We start from the raw sequence: 14,862 nt of genomic DNA on the forward strand, positions 1-14,862 counted from the left end.
AGCCGTCGGTCTTGATGGGCTGATGGCGCGGCGCACGGGTTGAGAGACGACCACCCGCACGAGGCTTCATTCCGTCGAGCAGAAAAAATAATGACGCCGCTTCGGGATCGCCGTATGATCCCGTGGCAAGCACACAGGAAGTGGCGCCGTGACGCACCGACCGTCCTCCCTCCGTCGCTCCCCTGCATTCCTCCTCTTCAGCGCTTTCTGCATCGCGTTGACCTCGCCCCCGGCATCCGCGACCCAGAGCCAGAGACTGATCGCGATGCTTCCGGCGGCCACCACCGTCGCCACCGGGGACATCGACGGGGACGGCCATCAGGACGTCGTCGCCGGATCCCTTCTCGGGGGCTCGGATCCCTTCCCCCGTCTCGTCTGGTACCGGAACGACGGCGCGGCCGCGCCGTCCTTCATCCCGCACGTTCTCGTCTCGGGCCGGAACTTCGACGTGGCCGGAGTCGACGTGTCGTCTGCAGATCTGGACAGGGACGGGGATCTCGACATCCTGTACGTCGGCGCGCTCGGCGTGGCGTGGTTCGAGAATCTCGGAGGGACGCCGGCCTCGCTCGCCTTCCATCAGGTCAAGGCGCTGCCGGCCACGTCGCGGGGCAACCTCGGCGCCGCCGACGTGGATGGGGACGGCGATCTCGACCTCGTGGGGGGATGGACCAACCCCACGAGCGGGACCGTCGCCTGGTTCGAGAGCACCGGGGCGAAGCCCCCCGCCTTCACGGAGCACGACGTGGCCGTCTCGGGTGCGTTCGTCGCGGGCGCGCGGGCGGCTGACGTGGACGGCGACGGTGACGTCGATATCGTCGCCGCGTTCATCTCGAACGACACGATCGCGTGGTACGAGAATGGCGGCGGCTCCGTCCCCGCGGTCACGCCGCACATCGTGAGCGAGGACCCCGACGGCACTGGAGCCAAACAGGGATTCGCCGACATCCCCTTCTACCTCGCCGCGGGAGACCTCGACGCGGATGGCCGGGTCGATCTCGTCACGGCGTCGAGCTTCGACGGAAAGGTCGCCTGGTACCCCGGCAAGTAGCGCGCGTTATTGATTCGCTACAGAATCGCGCATCGAATTCCAATCGCTCGATCATCCCCGCCCTGCGGCACCGGGATCAAGTTTCCAATCGATTCGCCGATGAGTCATTCAGGGCCCGCCCATTCGACGATGCAGGTGGTCTCTGACGCCGAGTGCCCGCCCCGGACGATCGGGTTGCGAAGGAGACGCGAGATCGCCGATGAACAGCAGCCGGATCGTCGCCGTGTCGTTCGGGGCAGTATGGGTCGGGGGAGTCGTCCTCGGCCTCGGCATGCTCCTCGTCTTCGATACGACGCCGGGCGTGCAGGGCGGGACTCCCGCCCGGTGGCCGGAGGCGACCGCCCTCTTGCGGAAACCGGGGCTCCCGACACTTGTCATGGCGGCTCATCCGCAATGTTCGTGCACGCGCGCGAGTCTGGCGGAGTTGTCCCGAATCATGGCGACTCTCGCGGGGCGACTCGACGCTCACGTCGTCGTCCTCTCGCCGCGCGACGTCCCGCGCTCGTGGGTCGAGAATGTCCTGTGGCGAACGGCTGAGGAGATTCCGGGCGTGACCGTCGTCGCCGACGCCGGGGGCCGGGAGGCGGATCGCTTCGGACTCGAGACTTCCGGGCAGACTCTTCTCTATGACTCGGGTGGGATTCTCCGTTTCGCAGGCGGCGTCACGTCCATGCGCGGGCACGAGGGGGACAACGCCGGACGGAGCGCCATCGTCGCGCTCGTCACGGGCGGGACGCCGGCGATCGACAGAACGCTCGTGTTCGGGTGCGCGCTGCACGCCGAGACGGGGGGAAGAGAATGATGGAGCGCGCGATGCGGCAAGCCGAATCTTTCGCAGGAATTGCCCCGTCCATCGCGGGAAGAGCCGGCGAGATCCTGGCGTCGCGCTGGCGCGCGCTGGCGGCGCAGACCGACCGCATCTTCGTCGGCCTCCTCGTCTTCGAGTGGCTGGCCGGCATGGCGTTCGCCGAGTGGATCTCACCGCGCACGTGGGGCGGCCTCGAAAGCGCCGTGCACCCTCACGTCATTGCGGCCGTGTTCCTCGGGGCGGCCGTCGTCAGCTTTCCGATCTTCATGGTGTTCACGCGGCCGGCGGCGCCGGCGACGCGTCACGTCATCGCCGTGGCCCAGATGCTGATGGGCGGCCTTCTCATCCAGTTCACGGGCGGTCGGATCGAGACCCACTTCATCGTCTTCGGATCTCTCGCGTTCGTCGCCTTTTACCGCGATTGGAGGGTCCTCGTCTCCGCGTCGGCGGCTGTCGCCATCGACCATCTCGTGCGCGGCGTCATATGGCCGCAGTCCATCTACGGCGTTCTGACGCCGACGGTGTGGAGGTCCCTGGAGCACGCCGGCTGGGTCGTCTTCTGCGATTTCTTCCTCATCGCCTCGTGCCGGCGCGGGGTCGCCGAGATGAAGGAGACGGCGGAACGGCAGGCCGAGCTGGAGGCGATCAATCTTGGAATCGAGAAGCAGATCGATCTGCGGACGTCGGAGCTCATGGAGAGCGAGGAACGGTTCCGGTCCCTGTCCGCGTCGGCCCCCGTCGGAATCTTCCAGATGGACGCCTCCGGGATGTGCCTCTACACCAACCCATGCTGGCAGGAGATAGCCGGGCTCACTCTTCCCGAGAGCCTCGGTGCCGGGTGGAAGAGGGCGCTCCACCCCGAGGACAGCGAGCGGGTGCTCCGGGAGGCCGCCGCCGCGGCGTCCGAGGGTCGCGAGCTCTCACTCGAGTTCAGATATCAACGCCCCGGAGACTCCGAGCGTTGGGTGCACGCGCGCTCCACGGCGGTGAGGGACGCGGACGGGAAGGTCACCGGACGGGTCGGCACCGTCGAGGACATCACCGAGCGCCGCGCCGCGGAAGCCGTGCTTCGAGAGGCCAAGGAGGCCGCCGAGGCGGGCACGAGGGCCAAGTCGTCGTTTCTGGCCACCATGAGCCACGAGATCCGCACCCCGATGAACGGCGTGATCGGGATGACCGGGCTGTTGATGGATACGACGCTGAACGAAGAGCAGAGACAGTACGCCGAGACGATTCGGACGTCCGGCCAGGCGCTCCTGACGATCATCAACGACATCCTGGACTTCTCCAAGATCGAGGCGGGCAAGCTGCACATAGAGATCATCGACTTCGACGTTCGGACGATGGTGGAGGAGGCGCTGGAGCTCCTGGCCGAGCGCGCTCACGAGAAGAAGCTCGAGATCGGATGTCTCGTCCACCCGGACGTCCCGATCTCGCTGCGCGGCGACCCGGGGCGCCTCAGACAGATCCTCACGAATTTCCTCAGCAACGGCGTCAAGTTCACTGCGAAGGGAGAGGTCATCGTCCGCGTCAGGGCCCTCGAGGAGTCGGCCGACGCCGTCACGGTGCGGGTCGACGTCAGCGACACGGGCATCGGCATAGCGCCCGACAGCCTCGCCGGCCTTTTTCTCCCGTTCACGCAGGCCGACGCGTCCACGACTCGCCGGTTCGGCGGGACGGGTCTGGGGCTGGCCATCTCCCGCCAGCTCGCGGAGGCGATGGGGGGTGAGGTCGGGGCCGTCAGCGAGCCCGGGAAGGGGAGCACCTTCTGGTTCACCGCACGGCTCGAGAGGAGCCAGACGAGCTCCATGAGCCGGACCGTTCCCCGCAAGGACCTGAGGGGGCTCAGAGCCCTCGTCGTGGACGACAACGAGACGAACCGGATGATTCTTCGCGCCCAGACCCGCAACTGGGGGATGGAGTCCGAGGAGGCCGCGGACGGTCCTCGCGCTCTCGCGATGCTGAGGGATTCGGCGCAGGGCGACCGGTTCGACATCGTGATTCTCGACATGGAGATGCCGGGAATGGACGGTCTGGAGGTGGCGCGCGCCATTCGCGCCGACGCGGCCCTGGCGCCCGCGAGGATTCTGATGCTGACGTCCGTGGGCATCCGTGGGCACGCGGAAGAATCGAAGCGCGCGGGCGTGGACGCTTACCTGACCAAGCCCGTCCGCGAATCCCAGCTCTACGATTGCATGAGGAGTCTCTCAGGCGCAAATCCAAGCGCGGATCGCGTGAGCGAACCCGCATCCAGGCCGCTCGTGACGCGGCACTCCCTCAAGGAGGAGAAGGCGCGGGCGCGGGCGCGAGTCCTCGTCGTCGAGGACAACGAGGTGAATCAGAGGGTCGCGGTCCACATGTTGAAGAAGCTCGGCCTGAGCGTTGACGTCGTGGCCAACGGTCTGGAGGCGGTCGAGGCCGTGGCGCGAATCCCGTACGACGTCGTGCTGATGGACTGCCTGATGCCCGAGATGGATGGGTACCAGGCGACGCGGGCGATCCGCGACGCGGAGCGGGGGAAGGGAACGCACACGCCAATCGTCGCGATGACCGCCAACGCCCTCGAAGGCGACAGGGAGAAATGTCTCGAGGCGGGGATGGACGACTACGTCACGAAGCCCGTGACGAAGCAGACGTTGGAGGCCGCGATCGCGCGCTGGCTGACTCCCGCGGAGCCTGAATCCCTCACGCCCGGACCCGCCGGGGGCACAGCCTCCAGGAGCAACGTGACGGCTGGCCGGGAGATCATGGAACGGCTGGCCAGGCAGGTCGGAGAGGAGGACCCGGCTTTTCTCGCCGATCTCATCGAATCGTTCCTGAACGAGGTGCCTTCCACCCTCGCGAGCATCCGGGAGGCGGTCGCGCGAATGGACGCGGGAGCGCTCCGTGCCTCCGCGCACTCCCTCAAGGGAGCGTCGGGCACGATGGGCGTCGCGCGCATGTCGTCAATCTGCGCCGATCTCGAAGCCCACGCGAAGACCGGAAGCGTCGACGGCGCGACGCCGCTCTTGAAGGAGCTCGAGGACGAGTTTTCACGCCTGACCGAGGCGCTCGCCGTCGCGCGGTGAGGGCGCTCAGCGGGGGGTGACGATCAGGATCTTCCCCTCGGGTCCGTCGGCGACGTACGCGACCCCGTCGTCGGTGACGACGGCGTTTCGCGCCCCCTTCGCGGTCGCGGTCGAGGCCGTGCTCGCGAGAATCCCCTTCTCGTCGACGTGCGCCACGGTGAGCATCGCGGCGCCGGCGGCCGCGACATAGAGAGCGCGCGACGACGGCAGGTAGTCGAGGTTGTCCACCCCCGCTCCCGTATCGAGCTTCGAGAGGATCTTACCGTCCGACCCCGCGTCCAGGACCTCGACGTGGTCGGTGCAGGCGACCATCAGCATCTGGCTCTTCGAGTCGATCGCGAGCCCACGGGGGCCGCTCTCGCCGCAGGCGGGAGCCCAGTCGGCGACGACCTTGCGGGAGGTCACGTCGATGCGGAGCGTCCGGTCCTTGTCCTCGAGGTTGGTGTAGTAGAACCCCTTGAGGTCGTCCACCGCGTACCCCTCGGGACCGCCCTCCAGCTTGATCGTGCCGCCGAGCGCCGGGGCGGCGGGCTTCGAGACATCGAGGATCGTGAGCGAGTTGTCGCGCGGCGTCGTGACCCACACCTCTTTCTTCGAGGCCACGTACGTGACGCCGTCCGGCGACGACGGGAGCGTGACGCAGCCGGCGCGCGCGAGGGTCGCCGCGTCGATCGCGCAGACGCTCGAGTCGGCGCGGCTGCCGACGTAGACGAAGCCGTCGCCTACCGTCGCCGAGCTGGGGCCGACCAGCCGCTTGACGCCGCGGCGCTCCACCTCGGCCGTGGGGAACTTCTCGACCTTGGTCATCTCCTGCGTCTTCGTGTCGATGACGACCGTGTTGCCGCTCCCCGCCGCGGGGACCCAGACGCGGTGGCGTCCCCGATCGACGGCGAGGTAATCGAGGGTGAGGCCGTCCGCCGTGGCGCCGGGGAGGGCGAGGGAGACGAGGCCGGACGTCGGCGCCGGCTCGGCGGCCGCGAGAATCACGGGAATGGTGAGGGCAGCGAGAATCGCAACCAGAATGGCTGTTCGATCCATCGGGAGTGTTCTCATGCGGGCTCTCCTTTCGAGCGGGGCGGGCGCAGGAGAAAGCGTACCACGTCGACCCGTCTCCCTTGTGACCCGCGCTCCCGCTGCGGTAGCATGGGACGTCGGCCACGATTCCGTTGCGACGCCCGGGGCGGAATCGCGTGGCGCGGCTCGTCGAGTCGATCCGGGCGGAGTCCTTTCGGCACCGGCTGCCAGAGGTACCCAGAAGATGCGACGCCTCGTCGTGCGCGCGCTTGTGATCGTGTGCTCTCTCGCTCCGCTCCCCGCGCAAGCCGTCCGGAACGATTCGGAGTTCAAGGTCAACACGTACGTCGTGGACGATCAGTCCACCCCGGCGACGGCCGTGGACCTTTTCGGCAACTTCGTGGTCGTGTGGCAGAGCTACGGGCAGGACGGCTCGGGGCTCGGCATCTTCGGCCAGCGGTTCGACGCGAGCGGCGCGCCCGTGGGAGGCGAGTTCCAGGTCAACACCTTCACGACCGGCGACCAGTCCCTTCCCGTCGTCGCCATCGGCCCCACGGGAAATCTCTTCGTAGTCTGGAACAGCAAAGGACAGGACGGCTCGTTGGGCGGCGTCTTCGCCAGGCGGTACGATTCCAACGGGGTCGCGCTGGCTGGAGAGTTCCAGGTGAACACGTACACCACCGCCGGCCAGTACGGCCCGTCGATCGCCTCGGACGGCGCGGGAAACTTCGTCGTGGTCTGGTCGAGCTTCGGCCAGGACGGCTCGCAGTTCGGCGTCTTCGGCCAGAGGTTCGACTCGTCCGGAGCCCCCCAGGGAGGAGAGTTCCAGGTCAACGCCACCACGACCGACTACCAGAGAAGCCCGGCGGTCGCCGCGGACAGCTCCGGCAATTTCGTCGTGGCCTGGGAGAGCCAGGGACAGGACGGATCGGGATACGGCATCTTCGGCCGGCGGTTCGACTCGACCGGGACTCCGGCCTCGGCCGAGATCCAGATCAATACCTTCACGACCGGCGATCAGGCGGTTCCCTCGATCGCGATGGATCCTCTCGGCAACTTCGTCGTTGCATGGAACAGCTACGCCCAGGACGGCTCGGACTACGGCGTCTTCGCCCGGCGATTCGACTCGAGCGCCTCTCCCGTCGCGGGCGAGTTCCAGGTCAACACTTTCACGACCGGCCGCCAGCTCGGGACTTCCGTCGGCATGGACACGAACGGCGGCATGGTCGTCACGTGGCGCAGCTTCGATCAGGATGGCTCGAGGTTCGGCGTCTTCGGCCGTCCCTTCGATGCCGGCGGGGTTGCGACCGGCCCGGAGTTCCAGGCCAACACCTTCACCCCCAACCGTCAGACCGAGCAGAGCGTGGCCATGGACCCTCTGGGCGATTTCGTCGTGGCGTGGTCGAGCGGCGACCAGGACGGCTCGGGGTACGGGATCTTCGCGCAGCGCTTCCTGGGGTCGCTCTCGTGCTCCGCGGGGGATGCCGACGCGGACGGCGTCTGCGACGATTTCGACAACTGCCTCTCGACGTACAATCCCACGCAGGACGACACCGACCACGACGGCGTCGGCGATGCCTGCGACGTCATGGTCACGGCCCCGGCGGGCGGGACCTTTGTCGATTGCAGCATTCCGACTGCGGCGGGGCCGACGATCACGTGGGACAAGGGGATGTACGACCAGTTCAAGGTCTTCATCAGCCCCGTCTCGACTTTCCCGTCGAACAACCGGGTGTCGAGCGGCTCGGGCTTCCTGAAGGTGACGAGCTACACGCCGCCCGCGAAGACCTGGAAGAGCGTGTGCGCGAAAGCGGTGAAGACGAACGCGGCGAGCCCGATCCTCTTCATCCATGTCTTCGCGCAGGACCTGCTCTTGAAGGGAAAGAGCCCGGATCGGCTCACGTTCAGCAACCTGGTCGAGGTGCACGTCAAGCCCTGAGCAGTGAGCGCGCGACGGCGGCCAGGCGCCTGTCGAGGGTCCAGAGCGGCACGTGGCTGAGCCTCGCCGAGGCCAGGAGGTGGGCGTCGATCCACCCGATTCCCGACCCGCCGAGGCCGTTCGACTCCACGAAGGCCAGCACTTCGTCGTGCTCCGCGCGCCGCACCTGCGGAAGGGACTCCAGGAGCGCGAGCACCTCCCTGCGGTTCGCGAGTCGGCCGCAGGCCAGCTCCCCGATCACGAAGGGATGACACCGGACCTCCCCGCGTTCGAGGTGTGACACGAGCGCGGCGTTGCCCCCGCGCAGGTGGTCCACCCAGACGGATGTGTCCGCGAGCACTAGGACGCCTTCCCGGGCCTCCGCCGGGGGACGCGCCGGAGTCTCCGCTCGGTCCCTCCAAGCGCCGCCAGCCGCCTTGCGCTTTCCAGCGCGATCAGCGCCTCGAGCCCGGCGTGAACGACCGCGGTTTTCTCACTCATGCCGCTCAGCCGCTGGGCTTTTCGCAGGAGATCGTCGTCGATGTTGAGTGTGGTTCTCATATGCATAAGTATGGCTGTTTCATGCATACGGGTCAAGAGGCCGGCCCGGCGACCGATCCCCGGCCCCCGATCCTTCGGCATCGCGGTCGTGCACCTTTCGCGTCCCTCCGTGTCCATCGAGAGTGCGAGCCATTAAAGATCGCATTCGACGCGATGGAGGGACCCCATGCGCATCTCCACGTCGTTCGTCGCACGTGCCCTGACGCTCTCCCTTGTCATTTGTTGGCCGTTGCAATTCACAATGGCTGCTGGTCCCGACAATGACCGGCCGGGTGAGGGTATCCTCGAGGCGCGGGACGCCGCCGGCGCATTCGTCCCCATGCCCCTCCGTCACACGGAAGTGCGCGCGGAAGTCACCGGGTTCGTCGCGCGCGTGGAGGTCGTCCAGACCTTCGGCAACCCGTTCGAGACACCGATCGAAGCGACGTACGTCTTCCCGCTCCCCGAGCGAGCGGCCGTCGACGACTTCGTCCTCGAGGTGGGAGAGCGGCGCATCCAGGGAGCGATCCGGCGCCGCGAGGAGGCCCGGAAGACGTACGAAGCCGCGCGGGCCGCGGGATACACCGCTTCGCTTCTCGAGCAGGAGCGGCCGAACGTCTTCACGCAGTCCGTGAGCAACATCGCGCCCGGAAACGAAATCAGGATCCACCTGCGATACATCGACATCCTTTCCTTCGCCGACGGCGCCTATCGATTTCTCTACCCGATGGTCGTCGGCCCTCGATACTCCCCCACGGGGGCCGCGCCGGCCGGCGCCGCCGGCGTTCCACTCCCCTCCACCATTCACCTCGAGCCGGGGAGGCACACCGCGCACGACATCGCGATCACGGTGGATGTCGACGCGGGCGTGCCGATCCACTCGATCACGAGCGAGAGCCACAAGATCGTCGTGAAATCGCTTGGTTCCTCCCGCGCGCAGGTGAAGCTGGCTCGGGGGGACACGCTGCCGAACAAGGATCTGATGCTCCGGTGGGACGTGGCGGCCGAGCTCCCCGAGGTCGGCGTGCTGGCCCATCGCGAGGACGACGACGGCTTCTTCGCGCTGCTGGTCCAGCCGAACGCGGAGGTCACCTCCGACGAGGCCGCGCCCAAGGAGATCCTCTTCGTCCTGGATCAGTCCGGGAGCATGAATGGACCGCCGATCGAGATGTCGCAGCGCTTCATGCGGCTCGCTCTGCGGACGCTGGGGCCCCGGGATCGGTTCAACATCGTCCGATTCGATGGTTCGGCGACCGTGCTCGCGCCCGAGCCGCTGGCGAACACGCAGGCGAACGTGGAGCGCGGCCTCGCCGCGGTCGACGGGATGAGCGGATCGGGCGGCACCGAGATGCTGGCGGGGTTCGACGCCGCCCTCTCGCAGCCGCGGGACGCGAGCTGCATCCGCATCGTCGTCTTCCTCACGGACGGCTTCATCGGTAACGAGGAGGACATCTTCCGCGTCGTGCGCGAGCGTCGCGGCGACGCCCGGATCTTCACGCTCGGCATCGGCTCGTCGGTGAACCACCATCTTCTCCGGGGAATGGCCGACCTCGGTCACGGCGCCTACCAGTACATCCGTCCCGACGGGAAGGAGAAGGAGGCCGTCGAGAGGTTCCAGAGCTGGGTGACGAAACCCTACCTGACCGACCTTTCGATCGACTGGGGCAACCTGCGCGTGGAGGACGTGCAGCCTGCGCAGCTTCCCGACCTCTACTCCGGGCAGACGCTGTCGGTGGTCGGCCGGTATCTCTGGGGCGGCACCGACCGCATCATCGTCCGTGGGCGTCTCGGCGGCGTTCCGTGGGAAAAGCAGGTCGAGGTGTCTCTGCCCGATCGCGCACGGAGCCACGCGGCGCTGGCCTCGGTCTGGGCGCGCCAGAGGATCCAGGAATGGCTCATGCGGCCGGGTGACGCGGCCCGACCCGAGATCGAAGCCCAGGTCACGTCGCTGGCTCTCGCCTTCCACCTGATGAGCCCGTTCACCTCTTTCGTCGCCGTGGACGATTCGATCGTCGTGAATCCGGACGGAAATCCGATGCGCGTCGATCAGCCGCTGCCGATGCCGGAGTTCGTGTCGTTCACGGGGTGCTTCGGGGCGGGCGGCCCCGGTCACGGGGAGGCCCTTGGGGTTCCGGAACGGGCCGTCGTTCAGGGCGGTCATCCGGGAGTCGTGGCGCACGGCAACATCGTCGACACCTCGAGCACCATGACCGAGAGCAACTTCAACACCGAGTCCATCGACAGCCTGCCGGTGATTGGCGGCAACTTCCAGGACGTGTTGACTCTCACGCCCGGTGCCACCGACTCGGGCGGCGACGGCAATCCAAACGTGCAGGGCGGCCGTGCTACGGGACTGCAGATTGAGCTCGGAACGGGGGACGTCGCCGATGCGGCGAGCGGAGCCACCGGGCAGAACCTGAACCTCGACGCCGTCGAAGAGATCGAAGTCATCACCTCCGGCACGAGCGCCACGTCCGGACGCGCTCAAGGGGGCCTCATGAACGTCGTCACCCGACCAGTCGAGCCTTCCACGCAGGCCTCGCCGGCGACTCGCCAGCGCCGTGACGAGCCCGGGTTCATCGAGGAGGCCGCGCTCCACGTCCTGGCCGACCTGGCGGACGACGGCCGCCTCTCCCGCTCGGAGGGGCTCCCCGCGCTCGCGGGGCTGCTCGGAGCGCAGTACTCCGACGGCGGCTTCTCGCTGTCCCTTCGCGCGCAGGCGCTTGCCACCTGGGCGCTCGTGGCCGCCGCGACGTCCGAGCCGCGGCTTCCGTGGCTGCCCGCCGCCGTGCGCAGAGCGGCGGACTTCCTGAACGCGTTGCGGGCCGCATCCGAAGCGATCGACCCGATCGACGACGCGTGGGTCGATTCGATTCTCGGGAGGGTGCGCGCGAGCGGGCTTGCAGGTGAATCGTCCGTGAGCGTCGACGGGAGCGGTCGCTGTCAGGACCCGCGGCCGTCTCTCGAGCGGGTGGGAAGGGATGTCGGCCCGACAGGCGCGAGACTGATCGAGCGGATTCTCGCCGGGGCCGACGTCGTGCGCGGACGTGCTGCTTCGCGATCTACGGCACCTGGATCGTGACGACCTCGGTCGACTCCATCAGGCTCGTCCCCTTCGTCCTGCCGAGGACCTTGATGTAGATATCCGGGTTGGCCGCGGCGCACACCTTCGCCCACTTCTTCGCCGGGACGGGCCACGAGGTCGTCCTCAGCAGACTGCTCCCGCTCGTCGTCTTCCCCGTTCCCGTGAAGGTCGGCGCCGTCGCGACGAAGACCTTGAACCGGTCGTACGTCTCCCCGGTCCAGGTGATGGTCGGCGGCGCGCCGGCGCAGTTCACGTCGTTGGTCGTAAGGGGGAAAGTGACGGTGAGATCGCAGGCGTCCCCTTCAGGCTGAATGTCGCTGTTCGCCTGAGTGGGGTTGTAGACGGAGACGCAGTTGTCGCAGGCGTCCCCCACCCCGTCCGCGTCGAAATCGACTTGCCCGGGGTTGTCGATCGCCGGGCAATTGTCCGAGCCGTCGCAGACGCCGTCGCCGTCGGCGTCGTTGCAGAGCCGCTGGCCGAAGATGCCGTGGGACGAACCGTCCTGCAGGTAGCTCTGCCAGATCACGACGAAGCGGCCCGTGCCGTCCACGGCGATCGAGGGGTAGTACTGAGTGTTCGTCGTGTAGGTGTTGACCTGGAACTCCGACCCCATCGGCGCCCCGGTGCTGCCGAAGCGCCGCGCGGAGACGCCGGACGAGGAACCGTCCTGGCCGTAGCTCTCCCAGGCGACCACGAAGTCGCCCGATCCGCTCACGGCAATGGACGCGGAGTACTGACCGGTCGTCGTGTACGCGCTGACCCGGAACTCCGCGCCCTGCGGCGCCCCGGCGCTGTCGAATCGTTGCGCGAAGACGCCGGTGTAGGGGCCGTCCTGATAGCGGCTGTCCCAGGCCACCACAAAGCTCCCCGATCCGTCCATGGCGACGGAAGGCCGCTGCTGTTGGTCCGTCGTGTAGGTGTTGACCTGGAATTCGGATCCCAGCGGCGACCCGGCGCTGCTGAACCGCTGGCCGAAGATCCCGAGGCCGTCTCCGTCCTGGCCGAAGTTGGCCCAGACCACGACGAAGTCGCCGGCGGCATCCGACGCGACGGACGGGTAGTACTGGGTGCTCGTCGTGTAGGTATTGACCTGGAACTCGGCGCCCTGCGGTGTCCCGGCGCTGCTGAAGCGTTGCCCGAAGACGCCGTAGGTGTCGCCGTCCTGGCTGGAGCTGTCCCAGACCACCACGAAGTCGCCCGAGCCGTCGGCGGCGATGGAAGGCCGCTGCTGGTTGCCCGTCGTGTACGTGTTGATCTGGAACTCGGCGCCCTGCGGCGCCCCGCCGCTGCCGAATCGCTGTCCGAAGACGCCGAAGGAGGGCCCATCCTGGCCGAAGCTCGCCCAGACCACCACGAAGTTGCCCGAGCCGTCCACGGCGATGGAGGCACGCTTCTGCTCACCCGTCGTGAACGCGTTGATCTGGAACTCTGTCCCCTGCGGCACGCCGGCGCTGCTGAAGCGCTGTCCGAAGACGCCGTCGGCGGAACCGTCCTGGAGCTTGCTCGACCAGACCACCGTGAAGTTGCCCGAAGCGTCCACGGCGACGGAGGGGCGGATCTGAGCGTTCGTCGTGTATGAGTTGACCTGGAACTCCGATCCGATCCGGACCGGCTGGGCGACGGCCGGGCTCGGCAGGACCCACATGACGAGGACGGCGGTGAGCACTCGCTGCTTCATGACGCGTCTCCTGACCTGGATGGACCCACCATCCGTTTCGCGCCGCGATGACGGGGGATGCCCCCTGAAGATGGAGCAAGATTACCTGCCTGATTGTGGATAAGCAACGTCCATGTTTCGGGTTCGCGCGTCCGGGTTCACGTTGCCGTCGAGACCGCACCCGTCTACCTGTTCTTCCGGTCGGACCCGACCCGCCCGCCATAGACCGCCTCGGACCACTCCGCGAACCGGCCCTCCGCCTCGTCTCGTGAGATGCGCGGTCGGATGATCCGCCCGCGCACGGGCCGCACCCGGGGAAGCACTCCCCTCCGTCCCCCGAGCGCCATCCGCGCCGCGCCGACGGCGGTGGCGTCCGCTTCGTCGCTCACGAGCAGCTCTCTCTGGAGAAGATCGGCCTGGGCCTGGAGAAGCGTCCGGCAGCGCGCGAGCCCGCCGGCGACGAAGATCGGTCGCTCCCCCGTCGGGCGGCCAGATCTCCACGATGCCGCCCGGAGAATCTCGGTGCAGCGGAACGCGATCGAAGCGACGACGGCGCGGAGGAGATCGCGCGGCGAGGCGCCGCGAGCGTCTCCGAAGAACGCGGGGCTAGCCGACGCGTCCCAGTGCGGCGCGCCGAGGCCGGCGACCGCGGGAAGGAACCAGACGCCGGGTTTTCGCGATCGGGGCGATCGGGTTCCTCGCAGCCAGGCATCGATCCGGCTCATCGGCACGCGGATCCGGAGCCGCTTCTGCGCCCATTCGATCGCCGCGGCGGCCGCGTTCACGCTCCCTTCGAGGGCGTAGACGTCCCGGGAGCGCGGCGCGCTTCCCTCGCGCCATGACGCGAGGAGGGTCGTGAGGAGCCCGCGGACATCCTTCCGCTCACGGCCCGTGAACTCGAGGACGAAGGCTCCCGTCCCGTAGTTGATGACGGTGTCCCCCTCGCTCCGGACGCCGAGCGCCACCATCGCGGCCTGCTGATCTCCGGTGATCGCGCGGAGGTGGAGGCGCCCGCTCCCCAACTTCACCTCGATGTCGAAGCTCGCGATCGTCGGGACGAGATCGGGGAGCGCCGGCGCCTCGAGGAGCGCCTCGAGGCCGAAGAGCCGGAAGAGGCTCGGGCTCCATCCGCGCGTGCGCAGGTCGAAGAGCAGGGTGCGCTGCGCGTTGGCGTGATCGATCGCGTGGATCGACCGGCCGCCGAGATGCCAGACGACGTACGCGCCGAGGGTCCCCCAGAGCGCGCGGCCGGTGGCGACCTTCCTCCGGAGCCCGGCTTCGTTTTCGAGCGCCCATGCGAGCTTCGACGCCGCGTAGTGCGGGCTCAACCTCAGTCCAGTGCGCGCGTGAATCCAGTCGGCGAGATCGCTTGCGTTCGACGGCGCCGATCTCGCGTGGCGTCGCCGCGCCCGCTCGCAGATCGCTTCGCCGCGCCGATCCTGCCACGAATACGCGGGGGTGAGCGGCCGGCCGCTGTCGCGATCCCAGAAGAGGACCGTGGATCGCTGCGTGGCGATTCCGAGGTGCTCCCCGGGCGTCCCGCCGATCGCCTCGAGGGCCTGCCGGGCCGACTCGAGGATCTCGCCGGGATCCTGCTCGACTCTCCCTCCGCGAGCGCGCCGGACGCGGAGCGGGCGATGCACGGCCGCGACGACGCGACCGTCGTCATCGAGACGGAGCGCCTTGACGGCGGAGGTGCCGAGATCGAGGCCGATCGACATCGA

Annotated in this window: 10 protein-coding genes; 5 read left to right on the forward strand and 5 right to left on the reverse strand. The window is 68.1% G+C overall.

Annotated elements, in window-relative coordinates:
- Nucleotides 1–148: 148 nt before the first annotated feature.
- The 3 genes from HY049_06935 (at nt 149) to HY049_06945 (ending at nt 4,924) form a co-directional block, all read left to right on the forward strand.
- Nucleotides 149–1,048 (forward strand): VCBS repeat-containing protein, encoded by a 900-nt coding sequence (locus tag HY049_06935; GenBank protein MBI3448632.1) that lies wholly within the window; start codon nt 149–151, stop codon nt 1,046–1,048.
- Between the two features lie 199 nt (nt 1,049–1,247).
- Nucleotides 1,248–1,850 (forward strand): RedB protein, encoded by a 603-nt coding sequence (locus HY049_06940; GenBank protein MBI3448633.1) that lies wholly within the window; start codon nt 1,248–1,250, stop codon nt 1,848–1,850.
- Between the two features lie 11 nt (nt 1,851–1,861).
- Nucleotides 1,862–4,924, forward strand: a complete 3,063-nt coding sequence (locus tag HY049_06945; GenBank protein ID MBI3448634.1) for a response regulator — start codon at nt 1,862–1,864, stop codon at nt 4,922–4,924.
- 6 nt (nt 4,925–4,930) lie between these two features.
- On the opposite strand, the gene HY049_06950 is transcribed toward HY049_06945, so the two are convergent.
- Entirely contained in the window at nt 4,931–5,977 is a 1,047-nt protein-coding gene (locus HY049_06950) for a hypothetical protein (GenBank protein MBI3448635.1), read from the reverse strand.
- A 205-nt stretch (nt 5,978–6,182) separates the two neighbouring features.
- On the opposite strand from HY049_06950, the gene HY049_06955 reads away from it, so the two are divergent.
- Nucleotides 6,183–7,877, forward strand: coding sequence for a hypothetical protein (locus tag HY049_06955; protein MBI3448636.1), 1,695 nt, complete (start codon nt 6,183–6,185; stop codon nt 7,875–7,877).
- On the opposite strand, the gene HY049_06960 is transcribed toward HY049_06955, so the two are convergent.
- On the reverse strand, nt 7,867–8,217 hold the full coding sequence (locus tag HY049_06960) for a type II toxin-antitoxin system VapC family toxin (protein ID MBI3448637.1): 351 nt from the start codon (nt 8,215–8,217) through the stop codon (nt 7,867–7,869). The two genes, HY049_06955 and HY049_06960, sit on opposite strands and share 11 nt — an antisense overlap.
- Nucleotides 8,217–8,417: a type II toxin-antitoxin system VapB family antitoxin gene (locus HY049_06965; GenBank protein MBI3448638.1), complete on the reverse strand. Its 201-nt coding sequence runs from the start codon at nt 8,415–8,417 to the stop codon at nt 8,217–8,219. Before HY049_06965 ends, HY049_06960 begins: the two co-directional genes overlap by 1 nt.
- A 319-nt stretch (nt 8,418–8,736) precedes the next feature.
- Here HY049_06965 and HY049_06970 point away from each other — a divergent pair, with 319 nt between their 5' ends.
- The gene (locus tag HY049_06970; GenBank protein MBI3448639.1) at nt 8,737–11,478 is read left to right on the forward strand and encodes a VWA domain-containing protein; all 2,742 of its coding nucleotides are present in this window, start codon (nt 8,737–8,739) and stop codon (nt 11,476–11,478) included.
- Here the strand turns inward: HY049_06970 and HY049_06975 are convergent.
- Both HY049_06975 and HY049_06980 read right to left on the reverse strand, forming a co-directional pair.
- Nucleotides 11,459–13,159, reverse strand: coding sequence for a thrombospondin type 3 repeat-containing protein (locus tag HY049_06975; GenBank protein ID MBI3448640.1), 1,701 nt, complete (start codon nt 13,157–13,159; stop codon nt 11,459–11,461). The two genes, HY049_06970 and HY049_06975, sit on opposite strands and share 20 nt — an antisense overlap.
- Nucleotides 13,160–13,323: 164 nt before the next feature.
- The coding region (locus tag HY049_06980; GenBank protein ID MBI3448641.1) for a hypothetical protein at nt 13,324–14,862 on the reverse strand (1,539 nt) is incomplete at its 5' end.

Source organism: Acidobacteriota bacterium (genome assembly GCA_016195325.1).
Taxonomy (GTDB): Bacteria; Acidobacteriota; Polarisedimenticolia; order JACPZX01; family JACPZX01; genus JACPZX01.

What these genes read in the sequence shown, in the direction of transcription:
- HY049_06940 (MBI3448633.1), top strand. Translation starts at nt 1,248, where the DNA reads ATGAACAGCAGCCGGATCGTCGCCGTGTCGTTCGGGGCAGTATGGGTC.
- HY049_06945 (MBI3448634.1), top strand. Translation starts at nt 1,862, where the DNA reads ATGCGGCAAGCCGAATCTTTCGCAGGAATTGCCCCGTCCATCGCGGGA.
- HY049_06950 (MBI3448635.1), bottom strand. Translation starts at nt 5,977, where the DNA reads ATGAGAACACTCCCGATGGATCGAACAGCCATTCTGGTTGCGATTCTC.
- HY049_06955 (MBI3448636.1), top strand. Translation starts at nt 6,183, where the DNA reads ATGCGACGCCTCGTCGTGCGCGCGCTTGTGATCGTGTGCTCTCTCGCT.
- HY049_06965 (MBI3448638.1), bottom strand. Translation starts at nt 8,417, where the DNA reads ATGAGAACCACACTCAACATCGACGACGATCTCCTGCGAAAAGCCCAG.
- HY049_06970 (MBI3448639.1), top strand. Translation starts at nt 8,737, where the DNA reads ATGCCCCTCCGTCACACGGAAGTGCGCGCGGAAGTCACCGGGTTCGTC.
- HY049_06975 (MBI3448640.1), bottom strand. Translation starts at nt 13,159, where the DNA reads ATGAAGCAGCGAGTGCTCACCGCCGTCCTCGTCATGTGGGTCCTGCCG.